Raw genomic sequence first — 16,948 nt, forward strand, 5'->3', positions numbered from 1 at the left:
AAGTCAACAATATTTTAACCTTATAAAGGTATTTCTTTGTTCAAATTTATCAATTTCAGTTGAATATGCTCAAAAAAAATGCTAACCTATTTAGATTAGCATTATCGGGATTAATTTTTTACAATTTATAAGGCTTCGTACCAACTTAAAATATAGTCTGCAACACCTTCCCATCCTGGTTCTCCACAAATAAAATGACTTTTGCCATCGAATATTTTTAGATCTACACGACCAGCATTGTCTCTATATTTTCGAGCAATTGTTTGAGTTAGGTTAGGAGGAAAGATATGATCGTTACCGCCACCGACAAAAAGAATGGGCTGATGTGGTTTTTTGAAATTGATATTAGAAAAAGAATTTAAAACCAATTCTCTACTGACTTTATAACTTTCTGGGACTGCATATTTTTCAAAAGCAATTTTTCTCTGCGTTTCTGGAATAGTATTAAAAAAAGCATAATCGTACCATTCGCGGCTTCCCATAAAAAACTTTTTTATAGAGAAAAAACCAAAAGCAGGCAACACTGTTTTTAAAGTTTGAAACGGCGGGAAAACGTTTTTTGGCGGAGCACCGTCTATACTTACGCCAGCAGCTGCTTTTCCCAATTCGACTAACTTTAAAGCAGCCATGCCAGCCATAGAATGTCCAATAACTAAAGGTTTTTCAGGTAATGAATCTATTAATTTACTAATATTATTTACCACATCTATAAAACCTGTTTTAGCCAAATCTGGATGTACTTTTGCTCTCAATTCGGCAGGATTTCCTTTGTGTCCGGGGTTTGCAGGCGTGTAAACCGTGTAGCCCTTTTTTTCATAATGCTGTTTCCATTCTGCCCAAGTATTGTCGTTTACGAAGTTTCCATGAATAAGCACAATATTTTTTGATTTTGACATGATTTTTTATTTGATTAAAGTTAGAATTTCTTTAAAAATTTCTCGTCTGGAGTCTCTAACAAGTTCATAAAGACACATTTCAATAGTTGTTAATCCAGCTCCTTTATTTTGAAGTTTTTGCAAAGCAATTTGAATACTTTCTTTTGCTCTTGAAGAAACACAATCTGTTACAATTTCTACTTCAAAATTATGTTCTAAAAATCCTATAGCAGTTTGATATACACAAATATGTGCTTCTATGCCACATATTAGCCATTGCGTTTTACCAGAATCTAAAACCGTTTTCTGAAAAGTTTCATTATCCAAAGCATTGAAACTATATTTTTCAATTGGTTTTTGAAGAGCTAATAATTTCTCTAATTGCGGAATCGTTGCCCCGAGTCCTTTCGGATTTTGTTCTGCCCAGATTATCGGAATTGAAAGAAGTTGACAACCACGAATTAATTTTTCTAGATTTAAGGCTAATTTTTCACTTTCGTTTACAGTGCGAGCCAGTTTTCCTTGAACGTCAATTAAAATCAATCCGGTGTTTTCTTGCTTTAGCATAATTTCAATTATTTGAAATTAAATTTACGGATTTATTTTGTAAAGTATTTATTTTTAGTTGGTTATGAGTTTTTTGCACAATAATTTACTTCAAATACTTTTTAAGTTCTGCAGCAGCCTGAAGAAACAAAGCTTTGGTTTGCGGAATTTCGGCAAGACCATTTAACAAACCAAAATCGTGAATTACGTCATTGTAACGGACAGTTGTAACCACAACTCCCGCATCGCTTAATTTGCGTCCGTAAGCTTCACCTTCGTCTCTTAAAATATCATTTTCAGCGACTTGAATTAAAGTTGGAGGCAAACCTTTCAATTGAGCTAAACTCGCTTGTAAAGGCGAAGCATAAATTTCTTTTCTTTTTGAAGGATCAACATATTGATTCCACATCCATTGCATTAAAGTATCGGTTAGAAAACGCTGTTTGCCATATTTTTTATAAGATTCTGTTTCAAAATTGGCATCGGTTACTGGCCAGAAAAGAATTTGAACTTTGTATAAAGGAGTTCCTTTTTCTTTCGCCATCAGAGCGCTTGCTGTGGCAAGATTTCCGCCAGCGCTATTTCCGACGATTCCTAATTTACTTCCATCAACATTAATTTCATTTCCGTGCGCTGCAATCCATTTTGCTGCCGCGTAAACTTCATTTACAGGCTGCGGATATTTGGTTTCTGGTGCTAGAGAATAATTAACAAAAACACCAACATAACCTGTTAAAACGGTTAAATCACGAACCATTCTTTTATGCGTTGGATAATCTCCTAAAACCCAGCCACCACCGTGAATAAACATAAAAACTGGAAGTTTGCCTTTTGCGCCCACAGGACGTACAATATTGAGTTTGATTTTGTAACCGTCTGCTGTAATTTCTTTTTCCGATTCTTCTATTCCAGATAAATCTACTTTAAAAGCGTTTTGCGCGCCAACCAAAACATTACGCGCATCTGGAACTGGAAGTGATTCTAACGGTGCGCCTCCAGCATTTAAAGGTTTTAAAAAAGCTTTTACAGCTGGTGTTAAATGCGGATCTGAAGCATAATCTGTTTGGGCATAACTTTTCATAGTCATATTGGTTAAAATTATATATGGAATTACAATCATTTTTAAAAAGCTTGATATTTTCATAATGTTTAAAACTTAGATTAATTTTTATTTTACAGAATAAGGCAATGAAAGATTACCGCTAGCAACCGTATACACTTTGTAAACGCCGAGCATTGGTTTAGTGCCATCAGAATCGTGAGAACCGCCAGCGCCTGTACTAACTTCCATATAACAGCTTAAAGCATCAAATTTGAAATTGGTTTTATTGTTGATTCTAAAATCTGGTACAATTACTTTTATCGAATTTCCTTTGGCAACGATATTAAAACCCGGACTGTCCATATACATTGCCATTCCAGGATTTGTTGGCGGTAAAACTACATTTGGATCTCCTTTTTTAAATTCTTTCACTGAAAGTCCGCCTGCAACGCGTTTGTCTTCAACAAGTAAAACCCAATGCGCATGCCAGATTAGACCGTCATTAAGATAATTTCCGTCTAGATTTTCATCCCAAAGAGGTGTATCTTCAAAATCAGGATGTGACGTAAGAGCAAGTGCTACAATTCCTTCGGCTTGACCGAAACCAATATCAGAAGATTTTAAAGTAGTCGGAAAAACATAAGCCAAAACCGGCGCACCGTTTAATTGTCCGACTGGTTTAGGCATTGTTTTTCCTGCGGTTCCTTCGACTTTGATATCCCAAACGGTAAGACCTAAATCTGCTTTGTGGGTAATTGTAGCCGATTTAATTTTAAAATCTTCATTGTTATAAGTACTGCATTTATCACAAGCTTTTGCAGTACTATAATTAACAAATAGAATGATTAATAGTAATATTGACTTTTTCATAATAATTGGTTTTGAATGTTAATTCACCTGAGAAACCAATTTATATGCCATGCCAATAAAATGCCTATTAATAGCTATTTAGCGCTTTTTTTGAAGAATAAAAGCGCTATATTTCGCTAAACGGATTTAGATTAGTGAGATTTCGCTATAAAAGAAAAGCAAAATCATTAGCTAATTATTTTCTTTTTTCGATAATTGGAAATTCTTTAGAAAACTCAATTTTTATAATAGTTCCGTTATTATTTTCCATAGAAAAATGCGCATCCAAATCGTCGCTCAAACCTTTAATTAAACTTAATCCGAAAGAATTGATTTTTTTAGAATTGATATCAGTATCAAAACCAACTCCGTTATCTGCAATTGTCAAGAGATATTTATCTTCTGAAGTCGCTTCGATCGTTACGTAAATCATTCCTGTGCGATCTTCTGGAAAAGCGTATTTAATTGAATTTGTGATTGATTCATTCAAAATTAATCCAATCGGAACCGCCTGTGCCACATCTAATTCTAACGGATCTATTTTTATTTCAAAACGAATTCTTTGCCCAAGCGAAAAAGATTCACGTAAATATTCGACCAATTCTTTGATATAAATTGGCATATTGATCGTCGAAATATTTTCAGAATTGTATAATTTCTGATGAATTAATGACATAGAATGTATACGATGTTGACTATTTTTAATGGCCGATAATGCCATATCATTTTCTAAATAAGCAGATTGCGAGTTTAAAAGACTTATTACGGTTTGAAGATTATTTTTTACACGATGATGAATTTCTTTCAAAAGCCATTCTTTTTCATCAAGTAAATGCCTTAAATTGATGTTTTTCTGATTGATTTCTTTTTCTTTCAGTTCTAATTCGGCATTATTTTTTTGTTTCAGTCGATATCTGTTATACAATAAAGCAATCGTAATAAGTAATAAAACCAAGCTCCAAATAGAAAGCGTATTTAATAATTTTGATTTTTTGAGAGCATTTTCTTGAAGAGATGTTTCTTGACTTAAAAGCTTTATTTTTTGTTCTTTATTTACGGTTTCATATTGAATTTTAAGTTCTTCAATTTGTTTGTTTTTTGCATAATCCATAAGCGAATCACTAAATTTTTTGTAGATTTTGTGATTCACTAAAGCAGATTTAAAATCTCCATTTGCAGAATCCAATTTATAAATTGACATATAAAGAGCTTCTGAACCGTAGTTTTTATTATATTTTTTTGATAATTGGTCTATTTTATCAACATAATATTTAGTGTTCTTATAATCAGCGCGATTAGCGTAAAACAGTGCGATAGTAGAATAGCTGTTACAAACGTCTCTGTGAGTTTGAGGAGATTCTAAAGCATCTGCAGCCGCAGCAGTTTTTTCGAAATATTTTTCGGCTGTGCCATAATTTTTAATTCTTGCATAACAATTAGCGTAAGCAAAATTAACCAGCATTTTGTCAAAGTTATTTGGAGGCGAAAATTTACTGGTAACCGTATTCATATATTCAATTGCTTCTTTATTTTTTCCTTTCATAGAAAGAGAAGCTGCCGCCGTAACAAAACTTTTGTACCAACTACCGCTGTTGTAGACATTTTGCCCGTATTGAATACTTTTTTCAGCCATTTTTGAGGCTTCATCATAATGTCCCATGTTTAAATAAATCAATCCTAATCTCATGTAGAAAATATCGGCAAAAGTGTAATCTTTGGTGTTTTCCATAGTTTCTACACTCTTCAAAGCATAATAAAACGCACTTTTTATATTAAACTGAACACCTTCTATATACGAAATTGTTGTTTCTCCAAATTGCTGCTGTCTAAAACCGATTTTTCGCATCGCTGCAATATTTTGATACAGAATTTTTTTAGCGTCATTAATTTTTCCGTGCCAGAAATAAATAGTGCAAATCTTCATTTTTGCTTCAATAACTTTTTCAGGAATGCCTAATTCGTCGTATAAAGTTTGAGCTTCTTTTAAAATTTTTTCTTTTTCTGGATCTAAATCATGTTGATAACTTGCTTGATTTAGTAAAGCATAAGCCAGAGCAGCTTTGTCTCCTTGTTTTCTGCATTGCGCAACAACTTGCGAAAAGTATTTTTTGCTTTCGGGATAATTATTAATTTGGAAATAAAATTTGCCTAAAAGCATTTCGCTTTCGTCTTGCCACTTTTTGATTTTTAATTGCTTGCTTATTTTGACAGCTTCAGAAATGTAAAAATTGGCATTTTTTAAATCATCAGGTTTGGCAAAGGATTGAAACAAGTAGAAGTTTCCTAATTGAAAAGCTAGTTTTAATTTGTTTTCACCTTTAGATTTGGCAAAAAGCTGTTTTGCGGCTTCGATATTTCCTTTTTCTATTAAATCACTTCCGATAAGAAATTTTCCATCATTGTAACCTTCATCATAAGCCAATAACAAAGGAAGTTTATATGCTTTGCATGTTAAAACTACCGAACTATCGGCATCAATTGATCCTTGATTAGAATTGTATAAATAAGTGGAGCAAGTTTGAATTAGCAAACGTTTCTTCTTCAAATCATAATTTGCTGTTGCAGGATGATTTTGTGCTTCAGAATTAATTAGAAAAAAGAATATTAAACAAAAGGAGTAAAATATCTTCATAGTATATTGAATTATATTTTTAGTAAGTTTTTAATTAACAAATATATACACAAATAACTTTTGTTGGATTGTAAATTAATATGAAAATTAATATTAAATGTGATTTTAATTTATCTATTTTTGGAATTCATTTAATTTAATTGTGATAATTAACTATTTTTGTTTCAATTAATTAAGTGCAAGATAATATAAAATTTACTCACTTATGAAAAACTCAGCCGATAACGGAAATGAAGTTGTTTCTTCAGTTTTGAAAAAAAGAATTTTAATTGTAGAAGATCAATTTATTGAAGCGCACGATTTACAGTTAATTCTCGAAAAAGCAAACTACGAAGTAACAGGAATTGCACGTTCGGTTGAGCAGGCTTTGGAGCAGATTGAAATAGAAAAACCAGATCTTGTTTTCTTAGATATTATGCTGAAAGGAACTAGAAATGGTATCGAATTAGCACACTTTTTAAAAGAAAAAAATATTGGTTTTATATTTATTTCTGCTAATTCGAGCAAGAGTATTTTAGATCAGGCAAAAACTACGCATCCTTACGGTTTTATTGTAAAACCTTTTCGCGATCAAGATGTTCTAACAACTTTAGAAATAGCATTTTACCGTCAGCAATATAGTTTAGAATCTCAGTTGATGCAACAATTTCAGTTGCAGAAAGGAATTAGTGAAATCGTGCATTCTAACATTAAAAAAGAAGAAGCTCTTTTGGCTTTAGCAAAAGTTATTCAAACCTATATTCCGTTTGATTATTTAGAAGCTGGTTTTGTAACTTCAACGCATTACGATCAGCTGGGAATTATCCGTAAAAATTTAGATTTATATCAGATCATTGATTTGAAAAAGCTTTCTCAAATTTCGGAAGTTTCTGAAAAAGAGATAAATGAAACCTACAGAAAATCGAAAATTGATAAAGAACCAATAATATATAGCGAAGAGTCTTTAATAAAAAACTTTCAGGAAGCGCCAATAAAAGCATTAATTTCTCATAATTTCGGAATCAAATCTTATTTGGTTTTTCCAGTTTCTATTGCTACTATTCAGAGCTATCATATTACTTTTTATAGCCGAAATTTTAATATTTATACTCAAGAAAATTTAAAACTTTTAAGTTCAATCGAGCCTATTTTTTCTCAGTTTATCAATAAAATTTATTCCAATAAAGATCTTGGTTTGGTAAAGGAAAAAGCAGAGATTAAAAACAATAAGCCAACAAATGTTTCTGAAGGTTTTGAAGGAATTATTGGCAATAGTTCTCAAATGATTTCTGTTTTTAATTATATTCGAAAAGTCGCGCCTTCAGATACTTCTGTTTTGGTTTTAGGCGAAAGCGGAACTGGAAAAGAAAAAATTGCGCAAAGTATTCATGCATTATCTCCAAGAAAAGAGAAACCGTTGGTTATTATTAACTGCGGCGCAATTCCAGAAAATCTGGCAGAATCGTTGCTTTTTGGTCATGAAAAAGGTGCTTTTACTGGCGCAATGGATAGAAGAATCGGTAAATTTGAATTGGCAGATGGCGGAACTATTTTTTTAGACGAAATAGGAGAAATGTCTTTAGAACTTCAAGTGAAATTGCTGCGCGTTTTGCAAGAAAGAGAAATTGAACGTGTTGGCGGAATGTCTTCTATAAAAATTGATGTTCGAATTATTGCCGCAACCAACAAAAATCTCGAAGAAGAAGTTGCCGCTGGAAGATTTAGAATGGACTTATATTATCGTTTGCACGTTTTTCCGATTTTGGTTCCTTCTTTGAAAAAACGAAAAGAAGATATTCCGGATTTGGCGAATCATTTTATAAAAGTCTACAGCGAAAAAATGGGAAGAAAAGCACCAACTCTTTCTGATTTTGTAATGCAGCAAATTATGAATTACAATTGGCCTGGAAACATTAGAGAACTAGAACACGTTATGCAGCGCGCTATTTTGCTAACAGATGGAAATACGATTAAAGAAATTGAACTTTCGATGTCTTCCAAAATGCATCCGGAACAAACGGGAGAACCATTTTCTATCAAAACGATTTTAGAAAACGAAAGAGATTATATTTTGTACATTCTAAAAAAATGCAACGGAAAAATTTCTGGCGCAGGCGGTGCAGCAGAAATTTTAGATATTCATCCTTCGACATTAAATTCTAAGATTAAAAAACTGGAAATAAAAAGAGAAATCAGTTAAGAAAGTTTTTCTAAACAGTTTGCGATAAATTCGGCGATGCATTCCCAATTTTGCTGTTTTAAAACCAAATGATTATTGTCTTTAAATTCTTTGTAACATGTTATAGAGTGAATGTTTTTGTATTTTTTAAAGTTTGAATATTGAATAGAAGCTGTAACAAAATGATCTTCTGAACCTGATAAAAATAAAATTGGAGCGTGTTTTTTCTTAAAATTGATCTTAGCTGAATTGGAAAAAATATCGCAGAAAACGAGTTTTGATTCTGGAATTACCAGTTTTTCATAAGTTGTTTTTTGTTCCTCAAAACACATTTGATTGGTGAAGAAATTTTGCCATTTTTTAAAAGGCAATAAATAGTTTTTTTTTCTTGAATGAAAGAAATTAAAATTGCTCCAGATCTTTCGATAAAAAGAAAAATTGAAACAAATTAAATTACTCGGCGGAATAGAATGCAAACAAATTCCAGCCGAACCCAAATCTTTTTGAAGCAGTAATTGTGTTAAAAGACCTCCGTAAGAATGCCCAATAAGAATTGGTTTTTCAGGAAGTTTTTCGATAATTTCTGTGTAATAATCCAATAAATCGTTTAGCCGAATTGTGGCAATTTTAGAAGAATTAGTTTGTCTTAGTTTTTCTGCATTTTCATTTTTATAAGGCCATGGCGGCGCGACGGTTTTATAACCTTTATTTTCAAAAAAAACAATCCATTCTTCCCAGCAAGAATGACTGATAAATGCCCCCGTAATAAACATAATCGTCTTTTTATTAGATAAATACATACTATTTGATCTTTAAGATTATTTTTCAGAAAAGCGGAAGTGGTTTGCATGTTAAAAACAAAACGAATGCCTTTTTTGTAAAGTATTGATTATAAAAGCATTCTTGCGATTTACGATTTTACAGTTATTAAATATCGTTAAAAACTGGTTTTAATTATTGAAATATCATAATTAGAAATAGTGTAATTGAATGTAAAAGCCTTGTTTTCAGCTGTTTTTTGTTTTGGTTTAATCTTTGCCAATTTCATTGAAAGAATTATTGACTCCAACCTTTAAATTATAATTATGAAAAAAATTTATGATGCAGAGACACGTTTTGCCGATGCAGGCGATCGTAAAATTGCTTATCGTTCTTACGGGAAAGGAAAAGCAGTATTTTTTGTGAACCGTTTTAGAGGAACTCTAGACACTTGGGATCCTTTGTTTATAGCATTGATGGCAAAAAAGTTCAATGTTATCATATTTGATTATTCTGGAATTGGTTCATCTACAGGAAGTTTAACGCCAGATTTAACAGTTGTTGCTAAAGATATTAAAGATCTTGCCGATGTTTTGAAAATAGATTCGATTGTAGTTTTAGGCTGGTCTTACGGCGGATTAGTAGCGCAGGCGGCAACTTTATTATATCCTAATTTGGTAACACATGCAGTTTTAATTGGCACGAATCCTCCTGGTCAAAATGAAATTCCGATTGAGCAAGCTTTTTTTGATGCAGCTTTAAAACCGCTGAATGATTTTGAAGATGAAATTGTTTTGTTTTTTGAACCAAAATCAGAATCTAGTAAATTGGCTGCAAAAGCTTCACACGATAGAATTCATAAAAAAATAGATGTTTCAAAAATTCCTTCAACAATGGATGTTTTTCAATTGTATTTTGGTGGAGGTGATGGTTTTAGAGAAGATGTTTTAAATTTTAGAGAACAAATTAAAAAGACCAAAACACCGATTTTGATTATTTCTGGAGATCACGATATTAGTTTTGCTGTCGAAAATTGGTATTCTTTTTTCAATCAGATGACAAATGCACAAATGGTGGTTTATTCGGGAACTGGACACGCACCGCAGCATCAATTTCCTGAATTAACGGCAAAACATATTATCAATTTTGTAAAGTACACATAATAGCATTTAGAATTTTATTGCGCATAGTAATTTTCTAAAAGAAATATTATGTGTTAAAAGGAATAGTGTCAGCAGCTATTCCTTTTTTTATGATTTTTATTTATATGAATTTCTCTTTTAGTTTTAAGCATAATGATATTTCGCTAAAAGACTTTTTTTAGCGAAATATAACAATGAAAATCATTTAATTATATGTCTATTGTAGTATTTATTTTTGGCAAATAAAGTTCAAGATTTGCATTTTTGAATGCATTTAAAGCTTTTTGATGATCCATTACAATGAAGCCAAAAGTATCGTAATGAACGCCTAAAATTTTATGAACGCCAACCAATTTTGAAGCTTCGATTGCTTCTTCAATTCCCATTGTAAGTCCGTCGCCAATTGGGAAAACAGCAAAATCAAGTTTGATAAATTTTAGAATAATCTGCATGTCTAAAGTTAGCGCTGTATCTCCGCTGTAATAGAAATTTCCTTCAGGAGTTGTAAGCACAAAACCGCAGGCAATTCCGCCATAAGAACCGTCCATAAAACTGCTCGAATGTTGTGCAATGACACATTTTACAGTTCCAAAATCGAAATCAAATTTTCCGCCTGGATTTATTGGATGCGCATTTTCAATACCTTGTTTTAATAGCCAATTGTAGATTTCAAAATTTCCAAGCACTTTAGCGCCAGTATTTTTTGCAATTCTTCCTACATCCAAAATGTGATCGTAATGTGCGTGAGAAATTAAAATATAATCTGCTTTTATGGCATCAATATCAACCTCTTTTGCTAATTCATTTGGACTGATAAAAGGATCAAAAAGAATATGTTTTCCATTGGTAAAAACCGAAAAACAAGAATGTCCGTAATAAGTAACTTTCATGATTATAAGTTTTAATTAGTTAATAATTAGTATTATTTTTCAAGAAATATGCCACTAGATTTACGTTCTTAATTCGAGAACATAAATTACTTAAAATCTTTTTTCTTCAAGCATCGACCTCTCGGTTCATTTGCTTCGTGAAGTACAATTTCAGAATGCAGAAATTCTGCCGCTTTTGCTGAATCTTTTACTTTTACTGCGCTTCGTTTTAGCATTTCGGTTTCAAATTCATTTAAAACACTTTCTCTAATTCCAGCTTTTTTCCAATGTGCTGGTGATTTACAACCTTTAAAAATTTTACGCGCCAAAGAAAGCGCATCTAATAAAGCCTGATTCGCGCCTTGTCCTTTAAAAGGACTCATTGGGTGCGCTGCATCGCCAATTAAAGTAATTTGTTTTCCTTTCGAAAGTAATTCTGCACTCAATAATTCTCTATCATAAACGGGATAACCAGAGATTTTATTTTCTTCGGTTGCCATTAAAATTTGCGGAATTGGATCGTGCCATTGTGTTCTGCGAATTGCCTCTTCTTTTAAAGCTTTTGGTCCTTTAGAACTTAATTCTTTTGCCTCTTCTTCTAACATCGGAAAACTAAGCTGCCACATTACAGAATCTGCATCGTAAGGCATAATGTAAATTCTTTCATGTCCGTTTGCAGTTTGAAAAACGGTTGCAGAATCTAATAAAGAACTATTTAGATTTTCTAAAGAATGCAACGGACAAATTCCTAATGTCACGATGCAATCTAAATATCGCAACGGAGTATTTTCGTCACCAATTAATAATCTTCTAACCGAACTTCGAATTCCATCTGCACCAACTAAAAGATCAGCTTTTGCTGTTTTTATTTCTCCATTTACTTGAAAAGTTAAATCAATACTTTCATTTTCATCTTCTTTAAAATCAATTAATTGATGGTTCCATTTTATAATATTATGATCGCCTAATTGCTCTAATAAAGCTAAACGCAAGTCTTGACGTGCAATATGTATGTTAGTTCGTTTGGTTGCTTTTTTTTCTTCAGATTCCAGCCATTTTCTAATTCCCCATTCTCCAATTACTTTACCTTCAATAGTATGAACCAAATGTCTTGTAGAAACGACACCATTTAAAGAGAAAATTCCCAATCCTTGAATTGCTTTACTTGCTTGTTGTAGCGTTAATCCGTAGCCTTGAGAACGCGATTCGAAGTTTTCATCACGTTCGTAAATTGTAAACGGAATTCCACGATGAAGACAAGCAACGGCCAATGCAACGCCGCCTATTCCAGCACCAATAATAGCAACACGAGGATAAGTTTCTTTGTTTGGAACAGTTGGATGTTCAGAACTAATTAAACCAGATCCAGAACATTTTAAACAGACAATTTTATGCGCTTTCGGACGAATAGGAGCTGGGCCTTCGTTTTTGTTTTTTTCAAATTGTTCTAATGCCGATTGGTATTGAAGCCTTACTTTTTTAGTGAGTCTTTGGCTTTTCTTACCTTGTCCTTGACATTCTGGGCAAATAGTCCACATATTTTCTGGTGTAATTTTTTAGTGATACAAAATTAGAATTATTTTTTAGAAGAAATTTTAAGAGACGTAAGAACTTATATTTCAGTAATATTTTATAATTTTTTGAAATGATTGTATAAGTCAAAAGGCTAGGATTTGAAGTAATTTTATAAAACATTTTAAAACGTAAAGTTATGAAAACGAATAGCCCGATTCCGAACAGCAATAATAAAAACGATTCTAACAATCGAAGTGATACAAGAAAACATCAATACAAAGATCACGATGAAGTTTTGACAAACGATGAAAATTATGATGCAGACAGCAAAAAGTTTAAAGGCGAAGAACCTGACTTTGATGATAAGCTGAACAACGAAGAAAAAAAATAGAATATGAAAACGCCTCCGTCTTTTGAGAGGCGTTTTTCTTTTTATATAAATGTTAAAATTGGCTTTTTTTGATAAAAATGATGAACTGAAAAAAAATATAATTTGATTTTTATAGATTTGTAGAATCTCCCAAAAACAAGTTGGGACACAAAAATAAATTTACAAAGACAATGAAATTCGTTACCTCAATATTTTTTCTGTTCCTATTTGTTTGTTCAAATTCCTATTCGCAATTAAGTTCAGATAAAATATTTGAAAGCTTCAAACAAGGAGAACGCACCAATTGTTCTTCAATTGCTTTTATTAAAGCGGCTTTAAATGTTTACGGATTGGATAATCTTTTTGTAAGCGAAAAATTAAACGACAATTCATACAAAATCACATTAAAAAATAATTCATCCTTTAATTTGAAAAGTGATGAGTTGAATAAAGCCAAAATATCTGCTGATTTTGTTTTCATTAAAGATACCGAAGAAAGCGCAAAAATTGTAGAGTATGCTATTTTGACTTATGCTGTAATGGCTAAATACAAACAAATTATTGATAAACAATCGACTTTTGAAAGTGCATTGGAAGATTTAGAAGATGGCTCAGTTTATACACCAACAATTTATAAATATTTAGGATTCAAAATAGGCAAGCAAGTTGAAAAACTTAAAAGAGAATCTGGAAGCGAATTTTGCGGTGTTGTTGCTTGGTCGACTGCACATGCCGTTTTTGTCTGCGAAGATTTTATGGACTATTATGGAAACAGAAAAAGTATCTACATAAAATATCCAGGACGCTTTAGAATTATAAAATAATATAACAAATATTCCTCTCTTTTGTTATAGAACGACTTAACAGCAATTTAAACTAAAAAAATAAAATAATAAACTTGTATTTTAAGTTAAATTATATACTTTTGCTGTGATCCAATAACCAAATCTACTTAAGACAATGAAAAGTAAAATTTTTTTACTAAGTTTTCTTTGCTTTTTAACGACTGTGGCTGTTTCAGCACAAGCAAAGAATGCACCTAAAAGTATTATCAGTACAACAGCCATAATCCGTAAATACCACGATCAGAAAGAATTAGCTGGTATGCAAAAAGGAGAACTTTTAGAATTGTACATCGAGCGTATCAAGGTTTTAGTAAAAACGTTGCCTTATATTGCTCTGGTTACTAAACCAGGTGTTACAATGGCAGACTTAGGTATTCCAGACGACAATGACCATAAAAAAGTATTAGACGGACAAGCAGTTGGTACAACAACTTTCTTAGAAACAACTGTAGAGTTTCAGAGAAAAATGATGCCTTACTCTGATAAAGGAAATTTAATTGCTGCAATTTTGTTTTACGAAAGCACATTAAAATCTTTACACGAGTTTAATGAATTGAACGAAATGTAATATTCTATAAAAACAAAAAAAACTCCAAAGTAATTTGGAGTTTTTTTTTGTCTACAATTTTCAGAACTAAGACTTCAATAAAATGATGCTTTTTAACTGTTTTTATTTTCAGGATTGTTTTGAAGATAGGTAATAAACGTTAGAGGTGAAACTCCAGTTACTTTTTTAAATGTAATAGTAAATCTGCTATGTGAAGCAAAACCAGCTTGATCGGCAAGATAACTGATTTTATATTTTAAATACGAATCATCATTTTTTAAGCGATCAATAATATAATTTATTCTCAACTCATTGATATAGCTGGCAAAATCTTTTGATTTATGTTTATTAATAACATAAGACAAATAACGATGATTGACATTCAATTCTGCCGCAACAGAGTTTAAAGACAGCGATTTATTTAAGAAAGACAATGATTTTTCGAACTCTTTTATACTTTGCAAAATACTGTTTTCAGTTGCTTCAGACATGTATTCTTTGGCAATTTCTTTCTTTTGCTCAATATCAGTTTCTATGTTTTGAGATGGTTTAGCGTTATGAATAAAATCTCGGATTTTTTTATAATCCTGTTTTCTTTTAAAAATATAAATGGCTAAAGTGCAAATAATAGCGAGAAGACAAATACCAATAATTACAAATTTGGTTTTTTCATATTCAGACTGACTGTCTAAATGCTTTTTTTGAAGCGTTTTTATTAAGTCATCTGCAATAACTTTTTTGTTGACATTTTCAGCCTTTGTTAATTCCAGATTTTTTTCATTGTAAATAATGTATTTTTTAGTATCAGTACCTTTATAAAATTCCATTAAAGAATTGTAAACCTCTTGTTTTAGTGCAGAATAGTCTGATTTCTCAGCAATTTCTTCTGCTTTTTTGTAATTAAGCTTTGCTTTTTTATAATCTTTTAATGAGGTGTAAACATTAGCAATTCCATTATAAATAAAACCTCTCAACGGACTATCATAAGATAGTGATGTTTGAAGTTCTTTTTCTGCCTTTTCATAGTGAAACAAAGCAGAATCGGTTCTTTTTAATTCTAGATAATTTCTAGCAATGAGCTCGTCGTTGATCGCAATTTGGTAGTTTTTGTCGCTTGTGCTTTCTGCTTTTTCAAACAGCTGAATTCCTTTTTTAAGATGTTTAATTGCTTTTGCATAATTAGAATCCAGCAATTCATAACAGGCCAATTCCTGAGATAAATTTCCTTGAAATCGATACATTTCGCTTTTATCTTTTATTTTTCGGCTAATTAAAACTGCTTTGTTGAGATATGTTTTTCCGACATGAAATATTTCGCTTTCACGGTAGAGCGAAGCCATAAAGCCATATATTTTAGATTGAACGACATAATCTTTATCTATTAAGGCAAATTCTTCAGCTTCTTTTAAAGCAGCAATAGCTTCATTATTAAGTCCGTATTGATATAAAATATGAGCTTTAAGCATTCGGGTTTTTATTTTATCAGAATTAATTTTTGCAATTCTGTACAAATAATCGGTATTACTAAGCGCTTTTTTAGGATTTGAACTTAATAAAACTTGATAAGTTTCAGTATAAATTTCATTGAATGATTTCTGCGAATAACCCAAGTAATTGGAAAGAAAAAATAGAATAAAGAGAAAAGTAGTTTTTAAGTGCATGTATTATAGATTATAAAATTGAAGAATCTTCTATAATATAGAAATTCAATTTTTGATGGAATAAGTTTATTTTGGAAAGGTAATGTAGTTAATATTTTTTAAAATAATGCTAACTCTTTTTTTCTTAACAACATTAAATTTTAATGTGTTATATAAAAATCTTTAAAACTAAAAGTAAAGACTATATTTTCTTTTTTTTTCCAGAAAGTGCTCATCAAAACCTGAAATACAACAAATTGATGAAGATTGAGATTTTTCAGTATTTAATTATTGCATTTTTTTTAAAGTATTGTTTAGTAGTGTTTTATGTTTTTTTATTGTTTCGAATATTTTATCTATTACGTAATTTATAAAGAAACGACTCAATTTTAGCTTCTTCTTATTATTAGTTTCGCAATCAAATTTTTTTATTGAAGCAAGAGATTTAATCTTTCGTTTAGTAATTTTTTTTTTGTTGGACTGCTGGTTTCGTAAAAGATGCAAAGTTTACTCAAATAGTTTTGCTGTACTGCCAATCGCTTTAGAGGGGTCCGAAGTTATTTGGTTTGACGAGCATTATATTTTGATAAATAATGTGTCTGAAAGCAGCAGTTTTCAATTAATATATCGAGAATGAAGAGAAAATACACTAAATCAGCATTATTGTTAATTGATATTCAGAACGAATATTTCTATAAAGGAAAAATGGAATTTAAAGGAAGTTATGAAGTAGCTTCTATTGCTAAAAAATTGCTTAACGATTTTAGAAAAAAAAGAAAAACTGTAATTCATGTACAACATATTGCATTATATAAAAATGCCTCTTTTTTTATTTCTGGAAGTTATGGTTCTCAAATATATGAAGAAGTTGCTCCGATAGAAGGGGAAATGATTATTGTAAAAAACGCTGCAAATAGCTTTTCAGGAACTGATTTATTCGATTATTTAAATACAAAACAAATTGAACATTTAACCATTATCGGAATGATGAGTGACATGTCTAATGATCTAACAGTTCGTACAGCGAAAGATTTGGGTTTTAAAGTGGAAGCAATTGGTAATGAATATGTTTTGAAAAAAAATATTTTAAAGAATGAATATATCTCATAATTATTTATACTTTTTTTAGTTTGTGAGTTGGAAACTTTTGTAAATGAAG

At 31.2% G+C, this 16,948-nt stretch carries 15 protein-coding genes; 6 read left to right on the top strand and 9 right to left on the bottom strand.

The features are described 5' to 3' along the window. Positions 1–125 precede the first annotated feature (125 nt). The 5 genes from NYQ10_RS14270 to NYQ10_RS14290 form a co-directional block, all read right to left on the bottom strand. Positions 126–896, bottom strand: a complete 771-nt coding sequence (locus NYQ10_RS14270) for an alpha/beta hydrolase (protein ID WP_289877015.1) — start codon at positions 894–896, stop codon at positions 126–128. Positions 897–902: 6 nt separating this feature from the next. After that, positions 903–1,442, bottom strand: coding sequence for a hydrolase (locus NYQ10_RS14275; protein ID WP_289877016.1), 540 nt, complete (start codon positions 1,440–1,442; stop codon positions 903–905). A gap of 85 nt (positions 1,443–1,527) precedes the next feature. Next, positions 1,528–2,565, bottom strand: a complete 1,038-nt coding sequence (locus NYQ10_RS14280) for an alpha/beta hydrolase (protein ID WP_289877017.1) — start codon at positions 2,563–2,565, stop codon at positions 1,528–1,530. Positions 2,566–2,589: 24 nt separating this feature from the next. Next, positions 2,590–3,333, bottom strand: a complete 744-nt coding sequence (locus NYQ10_RS14285) for a hypothetical protein (protein WP_289877018.1) — start codon at positions 3,331–3,333, stop codon at positions 2,590–2,592. Between the two features lie 175 nt (positions 3,334–3,508). Beyond that, positions 3,509–5,944 carry a histidine kinase dimerization/phosphoacceptor domain -containing protein gene (locus NYQ10_RS14290; RefSeq protein ID WP_289877019.1) on the bottom strand — a complete coding sequence of 812 codons (2,436 nt, stop codon included), beginning with the start codon at positions 5,942–5,944 and terminating at the stop codon, positions 3,509–3,511. Between the two features lie 205 nt (positions 5,945–6,149). Here NYQ10_RS14290 and NYQ10_RS14295 point away from each other — a divergent pair, with 205 nt between their 5' ends. Next, on the top strand, positions 6,150–8,123 hold the full coding sequence (locus tag NYQ10_RS14295; RefSeq protein WP_289877020.1) for a sigma 54-interacting transcriptional regulator: 1,974 nt from the start codon (positions 6,150–6,152) through the stop codon (positions 8,121–8,123). On the opposite strand, the gene NYQ10_RS14300 is transcribed toward NYQ10_RS14295, so the two are convergent. Then, positions 8,120–8,902 carry an alpha/beta fold hydrolase gene (locus NYQ10_RS14300; RefSeq protein ID WP_289877021.1) on the bottom strand — a complete coding sequence of 261 codons (783 nt, stop codon included), beginning with the start codon at positions 8,900–8,902 and terminating at the stop codon, positions 8,120–8,122. The two genes, NYQ10_RS14295 and NYQ10_RS14300, sit on opposite strands and share 4 nt — an antisense overlap. A 285-nt stretch (positions 8,903–9,187) precedes the next feature. On the opposite strand from NYQ10_RS14300, the gene NYQ10_RS14305 reads away from it, so the two are divergent. Further along, positions 9,188–10,024: an alpha/beta fold hydrolase gene (locus NYQ10_RS14305; protein ID WP_289877022.1), complete on the top strand. Its 837-nt coding sequence runs from the start codon at positions 9,188–9,190 to the stop codon at positions 10,022–10,024. A 188-nt stretch (positions 10,025–10,212) separates the two neighbouring features. Here NYQ10_RS14305 and NYQ10_RS14310 read toward each other — a convergent pair whose 3' ends face one another. Both NYQ10_RS14310 and NYQ10_RS14315 read right to left on the bottom strand, forming a co-directional pair. Then, positions 10,213–10,893 carry a metal-dependent hydrolase gene (locus NYQ10_RS14310; protein ID WP_289877023.1) on the bottom strand — a complete coding sequence of 227 codons (681 nt, stop codon included), beginning with the start codon at positions 10,891–10,893 and terminating at the stop codon, positions 10,213–10,215. A gap of 86 nt (positions 10,894–10,979) precedes the next feature. Beyond that, positions 10,980–12,410, bottom strand: a complete 1,431-nt coding sequence (locus NYQ10_RS14315; protein WP_289877024.1) for an FAD-dependent oxidoreductase — start codon at positions 12,408–12,410, stop codon at positions 10,980–10,982. A 173-nt stretch (positions 12,411–12,583) separates the two neighbouring features. On the opposite strand from NYQ10_RS14315, the gene NYQ10_RS14320 reads away from it, so the two are divergent. From NYQ10_RS14320 to NYQ10_RS14330, 3 genes are all read left to right on the top strand, one after another. Next, positions 12,584–12,778: a hypothetical protein gene (locus tag NYQ10_RS14320; protein ID WP_276173835.1), complete on the top strand. Its 195-nt coding sequence runs from the start codon at positions 12,584–12,586 to the stop codon at positions 12,776–12,778. Between the two features lie 170 nt (positions 12,779–12,948). Continuing rightward, complete coding sequence (locus NYQ10_RS14325) at positions 12,949–13,581, top strand: hypothetical protein (RefSeq protein ID WP_289877025.1); 633 nt, start codon at positions 12,949–12,951, stop codon at positions 13,579–13,581. Between the two features lie 136 nt (positions 13,582–13,717). Beyond that, positions 13,718–14,170 (top strand): hypothetical protein, encoded by a 453-nt coding sequence (locus NYQ10_RS14330; RefSeq protein ID WP_229351163.1) that lies wholly within the window; start codon positions 13,718–13,720, stop codon positions 14,168–14,170. 92 nt (positions 14,171–14,262) lie between these two features. On the opposite strand, the gene NYQ10_RS14335 is transcribed toward NYQ10_RS14330, so the two are convergent. After that, positions 14,263–15,810 carry a helix-turn-helix domain-containing protein gene (locus NYQ10_RS14335; RefSeq protein ID WP_289877026.1) on the bottom strand — a complete coding sequence of 516 codons (1,548 nt, stop codon included), beginning with the start codon at positions 15,808–15,810 and terminating at the stop codon, positions 14,263–14,265. Positions 15,811–16,422: 612 nt separating this feature from the next. Here NYQ10_RS14335 and NYQ10_RS14340 point away from each other — a divergent pair. Further along, the gene (locus tag NYQ10_RS14340; RefSeq protein ID WP_289877027.1) at positions 16,423–16,899 is read left to right on the top strand and encodes an isochorismatase family protein; all 477 of its coding nucleotides are present in this window, start codon (positions 16,423–16,425) and stop codon (positions 16,897–16,899) included. The last annotated feature ends 49 nt before the right edge of the window (positions 16,900–16,948 follow it).

The organism is Flavobacterium johnsoniae (genome assembly GCF_030388325.1).
GTDB classification, from domain to species: Bacteria; Bacteroidota; Bacteroidia; order Flavobacteriales; family Flavobacteriaceae; genus Flavobacterium; species Flavobacterium johnsoniae_C.

Bases quoted from the DNA above. Each gene is read 5' to 3' on its own strand.
- NYQ10_RS14330 (WP_229351163.1), top strand. From the start codon at position 13,718: ATGAAAAGTAAAATTTTTTTACTAAGTTTTCTTTGCTTTTTAACGACT.
- NYQ10_RS14285 (WP_289877018.1), bottom strand. From the start codon at position 3,333: ATGAAAAAGTCAATATTACTATTAATCATTCTATTTGTTAATTATAGT.
- NYQ10_RS14270 (WP_289877015.1), bottom strand. From the start codon at position 896: ATGTCAAAATCAAAAAATATTGTGCTTATTCATGGAAACTTCGTAAAC.
- NYQ10_RS14295 (WP_289877020.1), top strand. From the start codon at position 6,150: ATGAAAAACTCAGCCGATAACGGAAATGAAGTTGTTTCTTCAGTTTTG.
- NYQ10_RS14310 (WP_289877023.1), bottom strand. From the start codon at position 10,893: ATGAAAGTTACTTATTACGGACATTCTTGTTTTTCGGTTTTTACCAAT.
- NYQ10_RS14340 (WP_289877027.1), top strand. From the start codon at position 16,423: ATGAAGAGAAAATACACTAAATCAGCATTATTGTTAATTGATATTCAG.
- NYQ10_RS14275 (WP_289877016.1), bottom strand. From the start codon at position 1,442: ATGCTAAAGCAAGAAAACACCGGATTGATTTTAATTGACGTTCAAGGA.
- NYQ10_RS14280 (WP_289877017.1), bottom strand. From the start codon at position 2,565: ATGAAAATATCAAGCTTTTTAAAAATGATTGTAATTCCATATATAATT.
- NYQ10_RS14300 (WP_289877021.1), bottom strand. From the start codon at position 8,902: ATGTATTTATCTAATAAAAAGACGATTATGTTTATTACGGGGGCATTT.
- NYQ10_RS14315 (WP_289877024.1), bottom strand. From the start codon at position 12,410: ATGTGGACTATTTGCCCAGAATGTCAAGGACAAGGTAAGAAAAGCCAA.
- NYQ10_RS14325 (WP_289877025.1), top strand. From the start codon at position 12,949: ATGAAATTCGTTACCTCAATATTTTTTCTGTTCCTATTTGTTTGTTCA.
- NYQ10_RS14305 (WP_289877022.1), top strand. From the start codon at position 9,188: ATGAAAAAAATTTATGATGCAGAGACACGTTTTGCCGATGCAGGCGAT.
- NYQ10_RS14290 (WP_289877019.1), bottom strand. From the start codon at position 5,944: ATGAAGATATTTTACTCCTTTTGTTTAATATTCTTTTTTCTAATTAAT.
- NYQ10_RS14320 (WP_276173835.1), top strand. From the start codon at position 12,584: ATGAAAACGAATAGCCCGATTCCGAACAGCAATAATAAAAACGATTCT.
- NYQ10_RS14335 (WP_289877026.1), bottom strand. From the start codon at position 15,810: ATGCACTTAAAAACTACTTTTCTCTTTATTCTATTTTTTCTTTCCAAT.